The sequence below is a fragment of the Pseudomonas sp. IPO3778 genome (genome assembly GCF_013386825.1).
Lineage (GTDB): Bacteria > Pseudomonadota > Gammaproteobacteria > Pseudomonadales > Pseudomonadaceae > Aquipseudomonas.
This window is the reverse complement of sequence record NZ_JACARC010000022.1, coordinates 23,858-41,906: the sequence shown is the minus strand read 5'-3', so window position 1 is coordinate 41,906 and position 18,049 is coordinate 23,858. Positions and strand designations below refer to the sequence as shown.

General features: G+C 60.1%; 16 protein-coding genes and 1 pseudogene. 10 read left to right on the top strand and 7 right to left on the bottom strand.

Going from position 1 to position 18,049, the window contains the following annotated elements; all coding sequences use genetic code 11:
- Nucleotides 1–61: 61 nt before the first annotated feature.
- Both HX855_RS10025 and HX855_RS10020 read left to right on the top strand, forming a co-directional pair.
- Complete coding sequence (locus HX855_RS10025; protein ID WP_177089285.1) at nucleotides 62–2,713, top strand: sensor histidine kinase KdpD; 2,652 nt, start codon at nucleotides 62–64, stop codon at nucleotides 2,711–2,713.
- Between the two features lie 37 nt (nucleotides 2,714–2,750).
- Nucleotides 2,751–3,446, top strand: a complete 696-nt coding sequence (locus tag HX855_RS10020; RefSeq protein ID WP_177089286.1) for a response regulator — start codon at nucleotides 2,751–2,753, stop codon at nucleotides 3,444–3,446.
- A 129-nt stretch (nucleotides 3,447–3,575) separates the two neighbouring features.
- Here the strand turns inward: HX855_RS10020 and HX855_RS10015 are convergent, their stop codons facing one another.
- A complete protein-coding gene (locus HX855_RS10015) occupies nucleotides 3,576–4,613 on the bottom strand; it encodes a patatin-like phospholipase family protein (RefSeq protein ID WP_177089287.1) in 1,038 nt (345 codons plus the stop codon).
- A 217-nt stretch (nucleotides 4,614–4,830) separates the two neighbouring features.
- Between HX855_RS10015 and HX855_RS10010 the strand changes: the two genes are divergently transcribed.
- From HX855_RS10010 to HX855_RS10000, 3 genes are all read left to right on the top strand, one after another.
- Nucleotides 4,831–5,109, top strand: coding sequence for a hypothetical protein (locus HX855_RS10010; protein WP_010176194.1), 279 nt, complete (start codon nucleotides 4,831–4,833; stop codon nucleotides 5,107–5,109).
- 79 nt (nucleotides 5,110–5,188) lie between these two features.
- Entirely contained in the window at nucleotides 5,189–5,953 is a 765-nt protein-coding gene (locus tag HX855_RS10005; protein ID WP_177089288.1) for a CHAD domain-containing protein, read from the top strand.
- A 100-nt stretch (nucleotides 5,954–6,053) separates the two neighbouring features.
- Nucleotides 6,054–6,851, top strand: a complete 798-nt coding sequence (locus tag HX855_RS10000) for an acyl-CoA thioesterase II (protein WP_177089289.1) — start codon at nucleotides 6,054–6,056, stop codon at nucleotides 6,849–6,851.
- A 19-nt stretch (nucleotides 6,852–6,870) separates the two neighbouring features.
- On the opposite strand, the pseudogene HX855_RS09995 reads toward HX855_RS10000, so the two are convergent.
- From HX855_RS09995 to HX855_RS09985, 3 genes and pseudogenes are all read right to left on the bottom strand, one after another.
- A pseudogene (locus tag HX855_RS09995) lies at nucleotides 6,871–7,128 on the bottom strand (terminase); the annotation flags it as partial.
- Nucleotides 7,129–7,237: 109 nt separating this feature from the next.
- Nucleotides 7,238–8,719 carry a methyl-accepting chemotaxis protein gene (locus tag HX855_RS09990; RefSeq protein ID WP_177089291.1) on the bottom strand — a complete coding sequence of 494 codons (1,482 nt, stop codon included), beginning with the start codon at nucleotides 8,717–8,719 and terminating at the stop codon, nucleotides 7,238–7,240.
- Nucleotides 8,720–8,815: 96 nt separating this feature from the next.
- Nucleotides 8,816–9,622, bottom strand: coding sequence for a TatD family hydrolase (locus HX855_RS09985; RefSeq protein WP_177089292.1), 807 nt, complete (start codon nucleotides 9,620–9,622; stop codon nucleotides 8,816–8,818).
- 238 nt (nucleotides 9,623–9,860) lie between these two features.
- Between HX855_RS09985 and HX855_RS09980 the strand changes: the two genes are divergently transcribed.
- The 3 genes from HX855_RS09980 to HX855_RS09970 all read left to right on the top strand — a co-directional run bounded on the left by HX855_RS09980 (nucleotide 9,861) and on the right by HX855_RS09970 (nucleotide 12,385).
- Entirely contained in the window at nucleotides 9,861–11,282 is a 1,422-nt protein-coding gene (locus tag HX855_RS09980) for a transglycosylase SLT domain-containing protein (RefSeq protein WP_177089293.1), read from the top strand.
- A 103-nt stretch (nucleotides 11,283–11,385) separates the two neighbouring features.
- The gene (locus tag HX855_RS09975) at nucleotides 11,386–11,820 is read left to right on the top strand and encodes a DoxX family protein (RefSeq protein ID WP_003218737.1); all 435 of its coding nucleotides are present in this window, start codon (nucleotides 11,386–11,388) and stop codon (nucleotides 11,818–11,820) included.
- Between the two features lie 256 nt (nucleotides 11,821–12,076).
- Nucleotides 12,077–12,385, top strand: a complete 309-nt coding sequence (locus HX855_RS09970; RefSeq protein WP_177089294.1) for a class I SAM-dependent methyltransferase — start codon at nucleotides 12,077–12,079, stop codon at nucleotides 12,383–12,385.
- A 4-nt stretch (nucleotides 12,386–12,389) separates the two neighbouring features.
- Here HX855_RS09970 and HX855_RS09965 read toward each other — a convergent pair whose 3' ends face one another.
- From HX855_RS09965 to HX855_RS09955, 3 genes are read right to left on the bottom strand one after another with little or no spacing between them, the layout of a single operon-like run.
- Nucleotides 12,390–14,195 (bottom strand): Gldg family protein, encoded by a 1,806-nt coding sequence (locus HX855_RS09965; protein ID WP_177089295.1) that lies wholly within the window; start codon nucleotides 14,193–14,195, stop codon nucleotides 12,390–12,392.
- 15 nt (nucleotides 14,196–14,210) lie between these two features.
- The gene (locus HX855_RS09960) at nucleotides 14,211–14,936 is read right to left on the bottom strand and encodes an ABC transporter permease (RefSeq protein ID WP_177089296.1); all 726 of its coding nucleotides are present in this window, start codon (nucleotides 14,934–14,936) and stop codon (nucleotides 14,211–14,213) included.
- Nucleotides 14,933–15,859, bottom strand: a complete 927-nt coding sequence (locus HX855_RS09955) for an ABC transporter ATP-binding protein (RefSeq protein ID WP_177089297.1) — start codon at nucleotides 15,857–15,859, stop codon at nucleotides 14,933–14,935. Before HX855_RS09955 ends, HX855_RS09960 begins: the two co-directional genes overlap by 4 nt.
- 321 nt (nucleotides 15,860–16,180) lie before the next feature.
- Here HX855_RS09955 and HX855_RS09950 point away from each other — a divergent pair, with 321 nt between their 5' ends.
- Together HX855_RS09950 and greB are read left to right on the top strand one after the other, a co-directional pair.
- On the top strand, nucleotides 16,181–17,404 hold the full coding sequence (locus HX855_RS09950) for a hypothetical protein (RefSeq protein ID WP_177089298.1): 1,224 nt from the start codon (nucleotides 16,181–16,183) through the stop codon (nucleotides 17,402–17,404).
- Nucleotides 17,405–17,558: 154 nt separating this feature from the next.
- Nucleotides 17,559–18,032 carry a transcription elongation factor GreB gene (gene greB, locus HX855_RS09945; protein WP_008437752.1) on the top strand — a complete coding sequence of 158 codons (474 nt, stop codon included), beginning with the start codon at nucleotides 17,559–17,561 and terminating at the stop codon, nucleotides 18,030–18,032.
- Nucleotides 18,033–18,049 lie beyond the last annotated feature (17 nt).

Below are 18,049 nucleotides of genomic sequence, written 5' to 3'. Positions count from 1 at the left end.
GGCTTGCTCGCGAAGGCGGCCATAAGAAATCCACATCAACACCTGAAGGAAGACTGCCCGCATGAGCGACTCCGGCCGCGCCGATGCCCTGTTAGCCGATCTACCCCGGGACGGCCGTGGCCGGCTCAAAGTTTTCCTCGGCGCCGCCCCCGGCGTGGGCAAGACCTACGCCATGCTCCAGGCCGCCCACACCCAACTGCGCCAGGGCGTGCGGCTGATTGCCGGCGTGGTGGAAACCCACGGCCGCGCCGAGACCGAAGCCTTACTCAGCGGCCTGCCGCAGCAGCCGCTGCTGCGCACCGAATACCGCGGCGTGATGCTGGAGGAAATGGACCTCGACGGTCTGCTCGCCGCCAAGCCCAAACTGGTGCTGGTGGACGAACTGGCCCACAGCAACGCCCCCGGCAGCCGCCACGAAAAACGCTGGCAAGACATTCAGGAACTGCTCTCCGCCGGCATCAACGTCTTCACCACGGTCAACGTCCAGCACCTGGAAAGCCTCAACGACCAGGTGCGCGGCATCACCGGTGTGCACGTGCGTGAAACCCTGCCCGACTGGGTCTTGCAGGAAGCCGACGAACTGCTGCTGATCGACCTGCCGTCCCGGGAACTGCTGGAGCGCCTGCGCGACGGCAAGGTCTACGTCCCGGAACAGGCCCGCGCCGCCATCGATGCGTTCTTCACCCAGACCAACCTCATGGCCCTGCGGGAGCTGGCGATGCAAACCGCTGCGGCCCATGTCGACGATGACCTGGCCCAGGGTTATCGCCAATTGGGCCAGGCCGCGCCCGCCGTGCGAGGCCGGCTGCTGGTGGGCGTGGACGGCGACGCCCAGGCCGAACGCCTGGTGCGTCACGCCAGCCGTGTAGCCCAGCGCCGGCATTTACCGTGGAGCCTGGTGCATGTGGATAACGGCCGGGTGCGCGATGAACAATCGCGCTTGCGCCTGCAAAATGCCCAGCAACTGGCGGAGCGCCTAGGCGGCGAAGTGGTGTTGCTGCGGGCGGGAGAGGTGGCCAAGACCCTGATCCAGCACGCTGGCGAACGCCGCGCCAGCTTGATTCTGGTGGGGCAGTCGCGGCCGCGTTGGCATCGCACCTTGTTGGGTGGTGGCTTGGCGTCACGTTTGCTGCGCAATGCCCGGGGCCTGGAAATCAACGTCCTCGACAGCGATGAAGTACCGGCCCCGCCGCGCCTGCCCGATGTACGCGGGCTGGTGTGGTTCGACTATGCCCTGGCGGTGGTGGCAACGGTGATCGCGGCTGCGGTGGCCTGGGGTGTCGCCAGTCTGCTGCCGTTGCCGAACATCTCGCTGGTGTTCCTGGCCGCCGTATTGCTGGTAGCGGTGCGCAGCAGCCTGGGGCCAGCGCTGGTGTGTGCGGCGCTGTCATTCCTGAGCTATGACTTCCTGTTTATTCCGCCGAATTTCTCTTTCGCGATCCAGCGTGAAGAAGACGTGCTGACCCTGTTGTTCTTCCTGCTGATGGCCGCGCTTACCGGCAACCTGGCCGCGCGGCAGCGCCGGCAGTTGCAGGCATTGCGCGATACCCAGGAAGAAACCACCGAGTTGCTCGACCTGTCCCGCAAGCTCACCGCCGCCACGGACCGCCAGGCGGTGATCAGTGCCGCCGCGCATCATTTGGAAGGCTGGAGCGACCTGCAATTGTGCCTGGTCAACCGGGACGGTCAGGGCGACTGGAAGGTCGAGACCGGCGGCCCGATCACCTTTACCGAAGCCGAACGCGCCGCCGCCGATTGGGCCTGGCAGCACGACCAGCCGGCAGGCATGGGCACCGGTACGTTGCCGTTTGGCCGTTGGTGGTGGTGGCCGTTGTCCAGTGAAGAAGGCCCGCTGGGCTTGCTGGGTGTCAGCCCGAAAGCCGGGCTCGAATTGAGCGGCCAGCGCCGTCGCCTGCTCACGGCCTTGAGCCAACCGTTGGCCCAGGCCCTGGCCCGGGCGCAACTGGCCCAGGAGCTGGAAGCCGCACGTCTGCACGGTGAAACCGAGCAATTGCGCAGCGCGTTGCTGGCTTCGGTGTCCCATGACCTGCGCACACCGTTGACCTCCATGCGTGGCAGCATCGACAGCCTGTTGGCCCTCGGCGAGGCGATTCCCCTGGAGGATCGCCGGGAGTTGCTGGAAGGCACCCGCGATGAAGCCGAGCGTCTGGACCGCTACATCCAGAACCTGCTGGACATGACCCGCCTGGGCCATGGCGCGCTGAAACTGGCGCGGGATTGGGTGTCACCCGGCGATATCGTCGGCAGTTCCCTGGGCCGCTTGCGTGCGGTATTGGCGCCGCTGCAAGTGTCCACCGACCTGCCGCCCGAGCTGCCACTGCTTTACGTGCACGCCGCCTTGATCGAGCAAGCGCTGGTCAACGTATTGGAAAACGCCGCACGCTTCTCGCCGCCCCAAGGCCGCCTGCAACTCAGTGCCGGCGTGCGGGATAACCAGTTGTTTTTTGCCGTCGCCGATGAAGGCCCGGGGATTCCCGAGGAGGAGCGGGCGAAGATTTTCGACATGTTCTACACCGCCGCAAGAGGTGATCGCGGCGGGCAGGGCACGGGGCTTGGACTTGCTATCTGCCAGGGCATGGTGGGGGCTCACGGCGGGCATATCAGCGTGGCCGACGGCATCGAGGGCCGGGGTACTTGCATCACTTTATTCCTGCCATTGCAGGCCCAGCCTGGCCTGGAAAGCGAACCTTGAGCTACCCTCTTTTCTTCACGGATTTTGATTGGACACCATGAGCCAGACCGCAACGATTTTGGTCATTGACGACGAACCGCAGATCCGCAAGTTCTTGCGTATCAGCCTGGCCTCCCAGGGCTACAAAGTGATTGAGGCCGGCACCGGCAACGAAGGCCTGGCCCAGGCAGCCTTGAGTAAACCGGACCTGCTGGTGCTCGACCTCGGCCTGCCGGACATGGATGGCCAACAAGTGCTGCGCGAGTTTCGTGAATGGTCCACGGTGCCGGTGCTGGTGCTGTCGGTGCGCGCCAGTGAAGTGCAAAAGGTCGAGGCGCTGGACAACGGTGCCAATGACTACGTGACCAAGCCGTTTGGCATCCAGGAGTTTCTCGCGCGGGTGCGCGCGTTGCTGCGCCAGGCGCCGGCGGGAGAGGCCCAGGAAGCGGCGTTGCGTTTCGGCCCGCTGACGGTAGACCTGGCGTATCGCCGGGTGCTGCTGGACGGCGCCGAAGTGGCGCTGACCCGCAAGGAATATGCGGTGCTGGCCCAACTGGCACGGCATCCCGGCCGGGTGATTACCCAGCAGCAACTGCTCAAGGATATCTGGGGACCGACCCATACCGAAGACAGTCATTACCTGCGGATTGTGGTGGGGCACCTGCGCCAGAAGCTGGCAGATGACCCGACTCAGCCACGGTTTATCGTGACTGAGGCCGGCGTTGGGTATCGGCTATTGAACACCGAAGCCTGAAGCGTTAGCTCAACCTGTGGCGAGGGCGCTTGCTCCCGTTGGAGTGCGCAGCGCTCCAAGGATTTTGGGGCCGCTACGCAGCCCAACGGGAGCAAGCTCCCTCGCCACACAATCCCGGCTGATAAAACTTCAGTGCTGCTCACTCTCATACCGATCCAGCGTATCGCTGGCGATTTCCCGCCCCAACGCGATCAGCTCCGGCGCCTTGTAGAACTCGAAAAACCGGCAAACCCGCTTCGGCACGTTGATCAGGATATCCGGCGGATACCCGGCGATCTTGTACTGCGCCAATGACGTCTGCATCACCTCGAAACTCTGGTTGATCAAATCCAGCAGCGACGCCGGCCCCACGTTATCGATGATGAACGAACCGGTCGCCGACTTCGGCGCCCCGGCCTTTTCCGGGGCGGCAGCCGGCTGCTGCGCCTCGGGTTCGGCAGACTCCAGCCACGGGTTGATATCGGCGGCCTGGGCCAGCAGCGCCTCCTGCTCCAGCATCAACAACTGTTCGGCCTGCTTGCGACGAAACGGCAAGTGCGAACCCAGTGAACGCACCAGGCTATCGAAGCGGCTCTTGAACGCCGGCGGACGCTGGATCACGGGAAGCGTGTAGTGCTTCTGGTTGGTGGAGTTGAGGTTGACCGCGATGATCAGGTCGCAATGGCTCGACACCACCGGCACGATCGGCAGAGGGTTCAGCAGGCCGCCGTCCACCAGCATGCGGTTGCCTTGCATCACCGGGGTGAACAGGCTGGGAATCGCCGCCGAGGCGCGCATGGCCTGGTGCAGGCAGCCTTCCTGGAACCAGATTTCCTGCTGGTTGGTCAGATCGGTGGCCACGGCGGTGTAGGGAATTCGCAGGTCTTCGATGTTGATCTCGCCGACGATCTTGCGGATTTGCCCGAAGACCTTTTCGCCCCGGATTGCCCCGAGGCGAAAACTCACGTCTACCAGGCGCAGCACGTCCAGGTAGTCGAGGCTTTCGATCCAGTTCCGATACTCGTCCAGCTTGCCCGCGGCATAGATCCCGCCCACCACGGCGCCCATGGAACAGCCGGCGATGCAGGCGATGTCATAGCCGCGTTTTTCGATTTCTTCGATCACGCCGATATGGGCGTAGCCCCGGGCGCCACCGGAACCCAGCACCAATGCAACACGTTTCTTCATGACCTGCCCCTTCGCAAAACAGGTGACCACAATGCACCCATCGAGGGGGGCGCTTCAATCATCACGGCCACAACCGATTATTTTCGCGAGAGGGCTACTCTGCTCGGGTATGCTCTGGCAATCGGCACTGTGGATTCAGGCAGTCGTATAAGGCACTTTTCGGTGTAGGCAACGTCTACACCTGTGACTGTTTTTTCTTTTCTTGAGGTGTCATTTGATGAAAGCCTGGATGTGTGTGCCTGTGATTGTGTTGGCCCTGGCCGGTTGTGCCGGGAAAACCGCTTATCGCGACAGCTGCGGCACGCAACTGGATGCTGCGTGGCACGAACTGGACCTGGCCAAGGCCGAAGGTTTTGCCGGCACTGTGAGTTACTCCAAGGCCCTGTCCTTGTTGACTGGCGCCAAGACCCAGCAGCAGTTCGAAGCCTTTGAAGGCTGCTCCAACAAGGCCGAAAAGGCCCGCTTCTATATTCGTGAGTCTCGTGCAGGGCGTTGATCCGTAGCCGCTGTCGAGTGCGACGAGGCTGCGTCGGCGGCCTCAAGCTCAGTAAAGATTAATCATTGAGGAGGAAAGGATGTCAGCCTTGGTCGATCAGTTAGTCGCTCAGGTCATTGGCCTGGAAGTAGGGTTGCTGAACTGCCAGGCGCGCCTCGCCGCCGTCACGGACGACGAGGCGCTGCACGATCTGCGCACCACCGTGCGGCGTTTGCGCAGCCTGTTGCGGCCATTGCGCGGGTTGCCCGGTGTCGAGCAACTCGAAGCGGCCGCCAGTGCCGTGGGCCAACTGACCACCCCCTTTCGTGACCGCGAAGTGTTGGCGGCCTACCTCCATCAGCACGGCTATCACGAGGCGGCTGACCGGCGCACCCGGCAGCAGGCGGGCACTTACCGTGCCGTCGCGCGAGGGCCGGAGCTGGCGCAGTTACTGCTGATTCTCGAGGCATTCCCCCGCTTCATCCGCGCCTCCCAACGGCAGAAATTGCTCAAGGGCTTGCGCGCACGCATTGAAAAACGCCTGGCCAAGCAATGGAAAAACCTCGGCGAGGCGTTACGCGACCCCAACCATGACCGTCACCGCCTGCGCTTGTTGATCAAGCGGGTGCGCTATGCGGCCGAAGCCTATCCCGAGCTGGACAAGCTGCCCTCCAAAGCCGTGTCCCGTCTCAAGGCGGCCCAGGGCGCTCTCGGCGATTGGCATGATTGCTGGCAGTGGCTGGCGCAAGCCGGGCACGAGCCCGACCTGCAACCGTGCGTACCCGGCTGGCACCGCACCATGGCCAAGGCCGAAGGGCAGGCCGATCGTGTGCTGGATAAATTGAGCGCCGACTGCTTCGCTTGAACCTGCGGCCTATCTGTCCGGACTTTTGGCTGGAATAGGTGCTGTGCGGCGCAGGCCGGGTGGTTAAGATCCCTCAATCCTTCTTCAAGTTGAGATCGCCATGCGCTTTAGTGATTTGCTCGACGCTGCCCGCAACCATCCCCTGGACGTTTCGATCCCTGCCGAATGGGCCCAGGGCCGTGCCACCTTTGGCGGCCTGGTGGTAGCGTTGCAATACGAAGCCCTGCGTGCACAGGTTCCGGCGGATCGCCCGTTGCGCTCGCTGGCGATTACCTTCGTCGGCCCGGTGGCGCCGGATGTGTCTGCCCGCTACGAAGTCGACGTGCTGCGCGAAGGCAAGGCCGTCAGCCAACTGCTGGGACGTGTGGTGCAGAACGGTGAAACGATGACCCTGGTGCAGGCCAGTTTTGGCGCCTCACGGCCATCGCAGATCGATGTTGAAGCCGAACCGGCGCCCACCTTCAAACATTGGGATGAATGCCAGGAGTTGCCCTACGTCAAAGGGGTGACACCGGAATTCATGCGTCACCTGGCGATGCGCTGGAGCGTGGGTGGCCTGCCGTTCACCGGCAATAAATCCCGTGAGATGGGCGGCTGGGTGCGCTTGCGTGGGGATGTGAAGGAAGAACCGTTGACCGAGGCGCACATTCTCGCGCTGGTGGATGCGTGGCCTCCGTCGGTGTTACCGCACCTGACCCAACCGGCGGCGGGCAGCACCCTGACCTGGACCATTGAGTTCGTGCAGCCGTTGCAAACCCTCAGCACCCTGGACTGGTGCCAATACTTGGTTCACATCGAGCATGCCCGGGACGGCTACGGCCACGCGGCCGCGCAGCTGTGGAGCCCTGACGGCCAATTGATCGCCATCAGTCGCCAGTCGGTGGTGGTGTTCGCCTGAACCCTTAGACCAACAGGTGTTGGTCACTGGAGGTGTCGCTGGCGTGTGCCTCCAGGCGGCGACCGTGATGCTGCAGGGCCAATGCGGCCAGAATGCCGACAACCCCGATGGCCACACTCGACATGTTCTCGCTGAACACTCCGGACACCATCAACAGAAAACCGATCACCATCAGTGGCAGCGCAAGCAGTTGCAACACGTGATTGGTCGCATGCTGTGGGTTTTGCGGGTGGTTGCGCCATTGCCAGGCGGGGAGATTCGGATGACGTTTGCCCATGATCGTGATTCCTCTGTCCGTTGAAACATCTTGAACAGAGTGTAGGCCGGGCAGGGCGGGGCGGCGAATCAAGGATGACTATGGACGTCATAGCCATCCCTTCAGGGTTTTACAGCTTCAACTGTCCGATGGCCTTGCTCAGTTCGCCGGCCAAGGTTGCCAGCTCATTGCTGGTGGTGGCTGAATCCACGGTCTGTTGCACGGTGTTCTCGGTGACGTCGCGAATGCTCACCACTGCCCGATTCATTTCCTCGGCCACATGGCTTTGCTGTTCTGCGGCCACGGCGATCTGCGTGTTGCTCTCGCGCATCTGCGCCACGGCGCCGGTGATTTCGGCGAGGGCAATCCCGGCCTCTTGAGCCTGTTGCACACAGTCGTCGGCCTTGAACGAGCTTTCTTGCATAAAGTCCACCGCGTCCCGGGTGCCGGCTTGCAGGGCGGACACCATGCGGGTGATTTCATCGGTGGAGCTTTGTACCCGTTTGGCCAGGTTGCGCACTTCGTCGGCGACCACGGCAAAACCCCGGCCCATTTCGCCGGCACGGGCGGCTTCGATGGCGGCGTTGAGGGCCAACAGGTTGGTCTGTTCGGCGATGCTGTGAATCACCCCGACCACGCTGTTGATTTTCTGGCTGTCCTCGGCCAGCTTCTGGATCATTTCGGCGGTTTGCTGCACACCGGTGGACAGCCCGGCAATCGAGCGTTGCACCCGGCTGACCACTTCCTGGCCGCTGCCGGCGAGGGTGTCGGCGGTCTGGGACAGGTCGCGGGTGGCCCCGGCGTGCTGGGCGATGTGGTAGACCGTGGCGGTCATCTCGTTGATCGCGGTGGCTGCCTGGTCGGTTTCGCTTTGCTGGCCCAGCATGCCGTGTTGCACCTCGTTCATGCTGCTGGCCAGGCGTGCGGCGCCGTCGTCCAACTGCCTGGCAGTGCGCGCGACGGTGTTGACCACACGCTGATAGCCCGCCTGCATCGCGTTGAAGGCCGTGGCCATCTGGCCTACTTCGTCTTTGCAGGCCAAGGGCACGCGGGCCGAGAGGTCGCCGGTTTTCTCCACATGCAGCATCACGTCTTTCAAGGTGTTGAGCTGGCTCAGCAGAAAGCGGATCAGCAATTGTGAGGCGCCGAGCATGGCCAGCATCAGAATCATGACCGCCACCGCATAGTTGGCGAAACGCTCTTCGAACACTTGGCTCAAGCTGGGCCCATAGGCCAGCACCGCTACCTGCTGGCCGTCGGCGCGGGCGACCACATCGGCGCCCATCAGCGGGTTGTCGCCGAACAGCGGCAGGTGATTGAAATCCACCCAACCGTGGGCGGTGGCCAGGGCTGAAAGATCCTGGTCGCCCAGTTGTGGGATTTTGCCCTTGGCAAACGTCAGCCAGTGCTCGCCCTTGGGCAGGGGCTGGTCGGTGGGCCAGGCCTTGAGCAGGCGCCCCTGGGCTTGCGCCGAAGCCTGGGCAGCCTGGCTGCGGGCCTGTTGTTCCAGTTGCACGGCGTACAACACCAGCAGCAAGGTGGTGATGAAGGCGACCGCGTTGACGGCCCAGAATTTGTACTTCAGCGAGATGTTGCTAAGCCAGGCACCCATGGAAGGTTTTCTCTGATAGCGGAAACAGCATTGGCAAGGTGCCATTATTGTGCCGCTATCGAGTCAACAGGTTTTGATATGGGTCAATGCCCCGCGTCAATCCGGCACAGGCAATCCAAAAAATGCGCGGGCGCAGGCGGTGCTGTGTTGTGCCAGGTCTTCCACGGTTTCTTCACGGTGCAGGGCAACTTCCCGCAGTACTTCCGGCAGATAGGCGGGCTCGTTGCGACCGTTTTTCGGTTTGGGCCGCAGGGTCCGTGGCAACAGGTAGGGCGCATCGCTTTCCAGCATCAGGCGGCCTCGGGGAATCTCCCTGACCAGCGGGTGCAGGTGCGTCCCACGGCGTTCGTCGCAGATCCAGCCGGTGATGCCGATATGCAGGTCCAGGTCGAGGTAGCTGAACAGCGCACGCTGCTCGCCGGTAAAGCAGTGCACCACCGCGGCTGACAGGTGATCGCGGTAGTCCCGCAGGATGTCCAGCAGGCGCTGGTTGGCGTCGCGTTCGTGGAGGAATACCGGGAGTTTCAACTCCACGGCCAGGGCCAGGTGCTCTTCGAGGACTTTTTCCTGCTGGGGACGTGGCGAGAAATCCCGATTGAAATCCAGCCCGCATTCACCCACCGCACGTACACGGCTTTCTTTGAGCAAACCGCGCAGGCGCCTGGCGCTTTCGGCGTTCCAGTCACTGGCGGAATGAGGGTGGATGCCCGCGGTGGCAAACAACCGCTGGCCGCTTTCGTCCAGTTGCTGGCACAGCTCCAGGGCCTGTTCGCTGCCGTCGACACTGGTACCGGTGAGCACCAATTGGCTCACCCCGGCGGCGTAGGCACGGTCGAGAACGGCCTGGTGCTTTTCGTCGAAACTTGGGTTGGTCAGGTTGACGCCGATATCAATGAGTTGCATGGTGCTACCTCCGCCTGCGGTCGGAAAGCATATCAGAGCTGTAGATTTATAAGAAAAGCCAAGAACTACAACGAGTTAAAGCTGTCTTTGAAAGTCGCAAGTAACACCGTGTTTGGTTTGTAACCATCTGCCGTGCCACCCTTGCGCCCAAAGCCTGCGCTCATGGCGCTCTGTTTCTGTCCCCCAACGCCTCGTTTTTCGCGAAGCAATGGGCAGTATTCTTTCTTCCGGAGAGCGGATGATCCGACCCTCGGCGTTGCTTATGTTGTGCCTGACGTTACTGCTGCCCATGTCGGCGGTTGCGCGTCTGGACGGGCCGCTGGAAGTGACCAAGCCGGGCAAGGTCCGCGACCTCGCGGAGATCCGCAGCAGCCGCACCTTGCGGGTGTTGGTCAACCAGAGCCGAAACAGTTCCGGCGAAGTCCAGGGGCAGGCCATCGGCGTTGAATACCATCGCCTGCGCGCTTTCGAGCAATACCTCAACGGCCATGCCCGTGACGGTCAGGAGATCAACCTCAAGATCATCCCCAAGGCCAAGGATCAACTGATCGGCGCGTTGGCCCGTGGCGAGGGTGACCTGGTGGCTCCCGGCGAATTGATGGACGTGAAAGCCGCCCACAAGATTGCCACCAGCGACCCGATTGCCAGCGACGTGCCGTTATGGCTGGTGGGGCTCAAAGGCGAGCGGCGGTTTACCAAGCTGGAGCAGCTGTCTGGGCGTACCCTGGCGCTGACCACCGGCAGCGCCGCGTCGGATGCGATCAATCAGGTCAACCAAAAGCTGGCGCTGCACAAGTTGCCGCCGGTGAAGGTGGAATGGGTGGACCCCAGCCTGGCGGTGGAGGACGTGCTGGAGATGGTCCAGGCCGGGATTTTCCACCTGACGATTGTCGAGCGGCCGATCGCCGAGCGCTGGGCGAAGATCCTGCCCAAGCTGCGCTTTGACCGGCAAGTGACCATCAGCGAGCCGGGCGAAGAGTACTGGTTCGTGCGCCAGGATGCCTCGATGCTGCGAGCCAGCATTGATCGTTTCCTCAAGACCTACCACACGCCGTCCGACCAGGATGTGGCGTTCCAGCGCATCTACCGCCGCCTGTATCAAGTGCGTTATCCACTGGCCCGGGCCGACCGCCAGCGCCTGGAAAAACTGCGGCCGGTGCTGCAAAAGCATGCCCGTGAGCAAGGCATGGACTGGCTGAACCTGGCCGCGCTGGCGTTCAAGGAGTCGGCCTTCGACCCCGGTGCTCGGAGCAGCGGCGGGCCCACCGGGCTGATGCAGATCACGCCGTCGGCGGCCCAGCGGGTTGGGGTCAATAACATCGAAAGCCTGGATAGCAATGTGCAGGCGGGCGCGCGTTACCTGGCGATGATCCGGCGCAAGTTTTTCTCAAGCCCCAAGCTCAACGAGCGCGAGCGCATGGCGTTTGTACTGGCGGCCTACAACATGGGGCCGGAGCGGGTCCAGGGAATGCGTGCCGAAGCGCGGCGCCGGGGGCTGAACCCCAACCAATGGTTTTTCCAGGTCGAGCGCATTGCCATGGAGCAGGTGGGAATGAGTGGTGTCAGCTATGTTAATAGCGTGAACAAATACTACTTGGCGTTTGATCGGGAACGGGAGTCGTTGGAGCCGGCAGCGCCGCGAGTTGCCTCACGGAAATAATCAATTAATTCGATTGTTTTTAGCCGTTTTATCGGCTTTTATCATTGCTTAAACTGATTAATATAGCGGCCAACCAACCCCTACCTTGAAAAGGATTATCAGCATGAGCCCATTGATCACCCGCATCCTCTCCACCCGCGCCGGCTATGGCCTGACGGTTCTGCGCATTTTTGTCGGGATCATCTTCGCCGCCCACGGCTCGCAAAAGCTCTTTGGCTGGTTTGGCGGCGGCGGCCTGGCGGGCACGGCCCAGTGGATGGAAAGTATCGGTCTGGCGCCGGGTACCTTGATGGCTGTGTTGTCCGGTGGTACCGAGTTCTTTGCCGGGCTCGCGCTGATCATTGGGTTGTTGGCACGGCCTGCGGCATTGGGCTTGTCGATCATTTCCCTGGTGGCGATTTTCTCGGTGCATATCCATAACGGCTTGTTCATGGCCAACAACGGTTACGAGTTCGCCCTGGCGTTGCTGGGCGGTACGCTGGCGGTGTTGCTGGAAGGGGCTGGCAAGTTGTCTGCCGACCGCGCCATCACTCACTGATACCGCGAAATCTGCTTTAAAGGCCCGCCCCGTGCGGGCCTTTTCGTTGCCCGGGATTCTTGACACCGCCCCACAGGCTTCTCTAGGATGTTGCCCATGCGCCGATTTAAACAGCTAATTGCGGGGCGCCACCGGTGACTGACCACAGTCCCGACAGAAACCAGGGCCAAGCGCCGGGCTTCGAAATTCCGCTAAAGCGCTGGTTCGGTGTTGCCTCTCACCTGCCCGCAGACTTTTGAGGCAGAGACACGACACGATGAATGCACTACGCCCCCTCATACGCCTGGCCCCGATCACCGCGGACCTCACCCAACGCAATCCGAAAATCCTCCTGGGCGGCAAGCACCAGCCGACGCTGCTGCGTTATCTGGACGGCTGGCCGCGCCGCACGGGGCGGCCTTCGGCCTTCCTGATCCAGTTTGTCGAAGACGGCGACTCCCTCGCGCGGTTTGCGTCCAACAGCTTTGACCTGGCCGTTATTCAAGCGCCCAGTGCCAGCGACGCGGAGGAAGTGATACGCCAGTTGACCCGTATTGCCCGACAAGGGCTGATTGCTCGGCGTTGAACCCTCAGTAAAAGGCCGTTGAAGGCAGGTGCCGGCGGCTGCGACGCGCCAGGAAAACACCCCACGCAATCACGCACAGTATCAACGGTATGGGCAGGATATTGAGTAACTTTATCTTGCGCTCCAGGGCATGAACCTCGGCGTATGACTGAACCTTCAGCGCGTGAATTTCCATGGGCACCCGCAAACGCTCCTTGTTAAGCGCTTGCAGCAAGGCGCTGGGCGTTACCGACTGGGGCCCTGGCGAAAGGGTCTTCGGGTTCAGCAATTGCCATTCCTTTTCTGTTTGTTCCAGACGCTGCACCCGTTCTGCGGACTTTTCCCGGTAGGCCTGCGCGGCGTCTTCGCGCATCGCCTTCAGCACCTGCAGTGTTCGACCGCCGCCTGCGCGAGGGCGAACGTCCATCAGCCCATCGGGCGCCGCCAGGTTATCCAGGGTGTTCAAGACAAACATTGCGTTATCTGACGCCGCTCCGCCCGTCGTACTCACATTTTGAAGCATGCCAGCCACACGATCGCTGATCAGGTCGGTGTCGGCGACCACCACGACATGGATGTACGCAGACTTTTGCACGTGGGCTTCACGCCCATCGAGCCCGTCGGGAAAGGCGGAATAGGCGGGCCCCTCGACGCGGGCGGCGATCACCTGTGGCTGACCGCGAGTGGCTGCTTCCTCGATCAGCACGTCGAACTGCGCGGGCAGGGCGAAGCGTTCAGCATCAAACAGGGCGGCGCGCCCCGAGCTTTGGAGCAGTGGGGTGAAGGTCATGCGGCTTTTCTTGACGGGCGTCAGCCCGCCACTGCTCAGGACATTGACGCTGCGCAGTTTCCAGGTGCTGATGTCATCCTGCGCCATTGCCTGGCGGGGCAAGGTCAACGCAGCAGGATGGCGCACAGGTGGCTGGCCTGAGGTCATGATCACCGAGGTGGCATAGTCGTGATCGGCTATTATTTTATTTGCAGGCATCTGGATGCCCCAGGCGGCAAGCAATGCGTTCTGCCCGGCGTTTTCCGGTGGTGCGGCGCTGGTCACCAGCCCGGCAAGCGGGTCGATAAACATCAGCAGTTTGCCTGCGCCCAATACAAATTGATCGATCGCGTAAAGGGTCTGATCGGGCAGTCTCCCGGGATGAACCACCATCAGGGTTTTGATGTGTTCCGGAATTTGCGTAATGCCTGGCTGCAGGCTTACGAGGTTGAATTGGCGGCGGATCTCCTTCCCTAACTGCCATGGCGATGTGCTCATGCCATTGCGCTCATCCCATTCACCCTCCAATGGCAGGCCGGATATCAGGCCTATGACGGGCTGCTCTGGATGGATCACCTTGTGGATAAGGTGGCTGATTTCATATTCCAGCAGCGACTCCCGGTCCGGGCTGAATGACTCGATGCTGTGGGGGCCATGGCCCATACTGGTACCGACCAGGCCGAAGAACCCTTGTTGATCGTCAAGCCCCAACAGCCGGGCTTTGTACTCGTCTTCTGAAAAAGGTGTGGGGTCGATGAAGTGCAGGTTGATTTTGCCCTTTGCCGCTTTTTCATACTCCTTGAGCAACAACGTCACGCGTTTACCGTAGCTTTCCAGGGTACGGGTCTTTTTCGGATGCTTGCTTGAGTTGAAAAAGTACAGATCGACCGGCCGCTCAAGTGAGGCGAGTAGTGTCTGTACAGGCGCAGAGAGTGTGTGGACTTTCTGTTCTGAAAAGTCTAGTCGTATGTTCGGAAGCTTCAGTGCCCATACCAGGTTAAAGGCGAGAAAGAGCAGCAGTAGGATGATAAGGGTGATGCTGGCGCTTAGTGGCTTTCTCATCGTGATGTGCCCCTCTCAACCGTTTCTAATATTCAGGGCAATGGTCGTCGCGGCCAGAAAGGCAACGATCATGCTGATGAAATACAAACTGTCTTGAAGAGCCAGGACACCTTGGTCAATGGCATCAAAGCGCGTTGATGGACTCAGGGAAATAATACGGTCAATGAGCCAGATCGGTGCCTGATGTTCAATGGCATCCAGGATGGATGACAGCCCGCTGACGGCCAGGAGCAAGCACAGTGTTACTGTAAATATGACGGCGCGGTGACGTGCCAACGTGCAAATAAAGCAGCCCGCCGACAGATAGCTTCCGGCCAATAGCCAACTTGCCAGGTATTGGGACGCAATGACTGTATTGTCCGGATTTCCCAAATAATTGACGGTGATGACCAGAGGAAAGGTCAATAGCAACGCCATTCCCGAAACAACCCAGGCGGCCAGAAATTTTCCGACAACCATTTCGAAACACGTGATCGGCAAGGTTTTTAGAAAGTCCATCGCACCTGCCTTGTGTTCGTCCGCCCATAATTGTGTGGAAAGAACAGGCGTCAGCAGTAAATACATCCACGGATGCAGTTGGAAAAAACCGTGTAAGTCAACGCTGTTTTGCTCCAGTAACTGGCTTGTATGGAAGCCACAGGCGGTGGCGGCTGTCAGGAACACTGCGGTACTCAGGTAAGTGGCGGGGGCCGAGAAGTAGCTGACAAGTTGACGCTTGAATATCACCGGTAAAAGTTTCAATTCGATGCCTCCTGGCTCATGTGGTGGATAACGTCATCCACACGCCCGGGGTCCAGGTTCAGGGCATTGATTTTCCAGTGGCGGTGGGTGATCAGTGCATTGATGTGGGGGTAAATGGTTTGTCCCGGCATGGCGAGTACGGTCACCGTACCGGGCGTCTCGCGGTCTTCCTCTATACCGGCGACCCCCGGCAACACGGCCAGGGCCAGCAAGTCCAGCGGCGTGTCCGCTGCAAGGGTGACTGCCTGGTAATGACGGGAGCTGCGCTGCAGTTCGGGCATGGAAGTATCTGCGACCAATCGACCCTCGGCGATGACCAGGGCGCGGCTACAGATGCTGGTCAGTTCTTCAGGCGTACGGGACGCGACAATGATCGTCATTTCGTCGTTCAGCGACTTGATGAGCATTCTGATTTTGTGTTTTTGGTCGGCGTTCAGACCATCCGTGGGCTCATCCAGCAGCAGCACGGCCGGGTCATGCAGGATTGCCTGAGCGATGGCAACTTTGCGTTTCAAACCGGTCGGGAGGGCTTCGATCGGGCATTTGAGTATCCGCCAAAGCTCCAGTCGTGCGATGGCCCGGTCAATCATCTTGCGTTTATCTGCGCCGTGGAATCCGCGTATATCAGCTATAAAACCAAGAAAACCCTTTACGCTCATTGCACTATGGCTCAAGGGAAGTTCGGGTTGATAGCCAGTAACGTTCTTGGCCTGGCGTGCATTGAGGGCTATATCGTTACCGAATATTTTTATATGGCCTGAAGACGGTGTCATTGAGCCTGATAGCATTTTGATAATAGTTGTTTTACCCGCCCCGTCGTTTCCAAATAACCCCAGACATTCCTGAGGTTGGGCGCTGAATGAGAAGTCATGAATAATGCTTTTTCCGCCCATGTTTTTTGCCAGGCTCGTTATCTCGATCATTATGCTTTTCTACTGAATGGGTAGGGCAAGGCTCGATTAAGTCGATACCTCGATTAATCTGCATGAGCGGCAGGTTGTGAATCTTCGAAAAGTCAAAATTTGAAATCTTTTTTATTGGCGCGCGTCCAGTGTCGTACTGTTAAAAAATGGTACGTTCAATAATCGCTCTTGGAAACGCTGAAGCACCTGAATAAGATAAGTCCTACATGTCAGACTATAGCTCGCTGAAACAATTGTTACGTGTCTGGTGCTTTAATTGTGACTGTTGTTTATTTGATGTTTAGTTGAAGTTTCGCCAATCTTAAATGGAGCCTGATCGTCATGCTGCTTCTACGTACCCTTGTTCTTGAACAGTCCGGGCATGATGCTCCGGTCAACGGTGCACTGCTTTGTGGTTTTGCGGTGGCCCAGGTTGCTTCAAACTTTCTTGCCTATAGTCTGGATGAAGAGACTGAGCCCGGTAGTTCGCGGGTATATATTGCAACCTTGCGTAAAAAGTCAGAACGGTACTTTCTGGGAGCGATAGAGTCCAAGGAAGACCTGCAAATAGCGACCCATGTGTTCAAGCAAATCCTGACGCTTGCCGCTGCGCCCGGGGCAAAGTCCGCAAGCACCGGGGAGACTCAGATCCCCTATCACTTCGTTGACCTGAAAGGCTGCAAGTTGCCCCCCGCCAGGCCTGAAGATCATCACTCGTTGACGATCAAGAAATCCCTGGTGATGAAGGTGATTACCCTGGGAACATCGGCGCCCGGTTTGCCCGCCATCGAAAGCAGCTCATTGATCGTGCCGTCGATTCGTTTCTCCTCAAGGATGGTCTCTCCTCCAAGGTCCCAGGACCCTTCCGAGCCAGCGCCACCGTTGCCTGAAACGCTCCCCGTGGCCCCCATGGATACGGTCGAGACAGCTGAGCCGCGTGTTGAATTGCCACCCCGAGCACCTGTCGAGGCACCTGTGGTCGCCGCTCCACCGCCACCGGCCAGTAAACAGCAGGAACCGGCGCCTCCGGCGACCCTTGTGCGACAGGACCCCCCCTCGTTGTTCGAAGTGGACGATACGCTGGCCAATCTTTCTCGTGTTGCTCAGGAGTTGACGCAGCAAAAGCTCGCGGTACTCAAACAAGAAGAAGCGCTTGAGCAGATGCGACTTGAACTGCGTCAGGAAACGTTGGATATCGCGCAGGAGAGTCAACGCAGTGCCGAGAGAATGGCTGAGAAAGAAGCGTCCCTGGCGGTGTTGGCGCACACGCTGGCCACTCGAGAGGAGGAACTGGCTGACGGCTCGGCATTAAACCGGGCAGAGCAACGTCGAATTGAGGAGCGTGTGCGTTATCTGGAAAGCCAGGAAGCCCAGTTGCACAGCCGTGACCTGCAGGTTCGTCACAAAGAGCACCAGTTGGCGGCGGCACTGTTTCAATTGCCTGTTTTGCGGGACAACCTGAAGGTCGCGCTTCAAACCCTGGATGAGTCCCTGGCATGGTTGAGTGAGGCCGGACGCAGCCAGAGCCAGCCGGAAAGCCGCCTGCTTCAATCGGATACGGACTGATGCGGTGTCGGTTAGCGGAATCAATCGGTGGGTCTGGCTACTTTCCTGTGTTCATTTATCATCGACCCCCACAGCCGACATCGTGCGTTAAATGCGTTGTGCCTGATGCGGCAGCGGGTCTGAAAAATGGAAACTTCCAGGGGATGTAGAGCTTTTGAGCACCAAGCTGATTACCAAAGAAGGTCATGAAGCCCTGAAAAAGGAGCTTGATTACCTGTGGCGAGAAAAGCGCCCTGATACCACTCGTAAAGTGACGTGGGCCGCTTCCCTGGGGGACAGGAGCGAAAACGCCGACTACCAGTACAACAAGAAGCTGCTTCGGGAAATTGATCGAAGGGTGCGCTATTTACGCAAGCGCCTGGAAGACATGCGCGTGGTCGAGTACATGCCGGAGCAGGAAGGAAAGGTGTTTTTCGGCGCCTGGGTCGAGATTGAAAATGAGCAGGGCGAGACCAAGCGTTTTCGCATCGTGGGTTACGATGAAATCTATGAGCGCATGGACTACATCTCCATCGATTCGCCCATGGCTCGTGCATTACTGCGCAAAGAGGTGGATGACGAGGCGCTCGTGCAGACCCCGAGCGGCGAAGTGTGCTGGTGGATCACCGCTATCGAATATGTGAAGTAACAACGGACGGCCCGCAC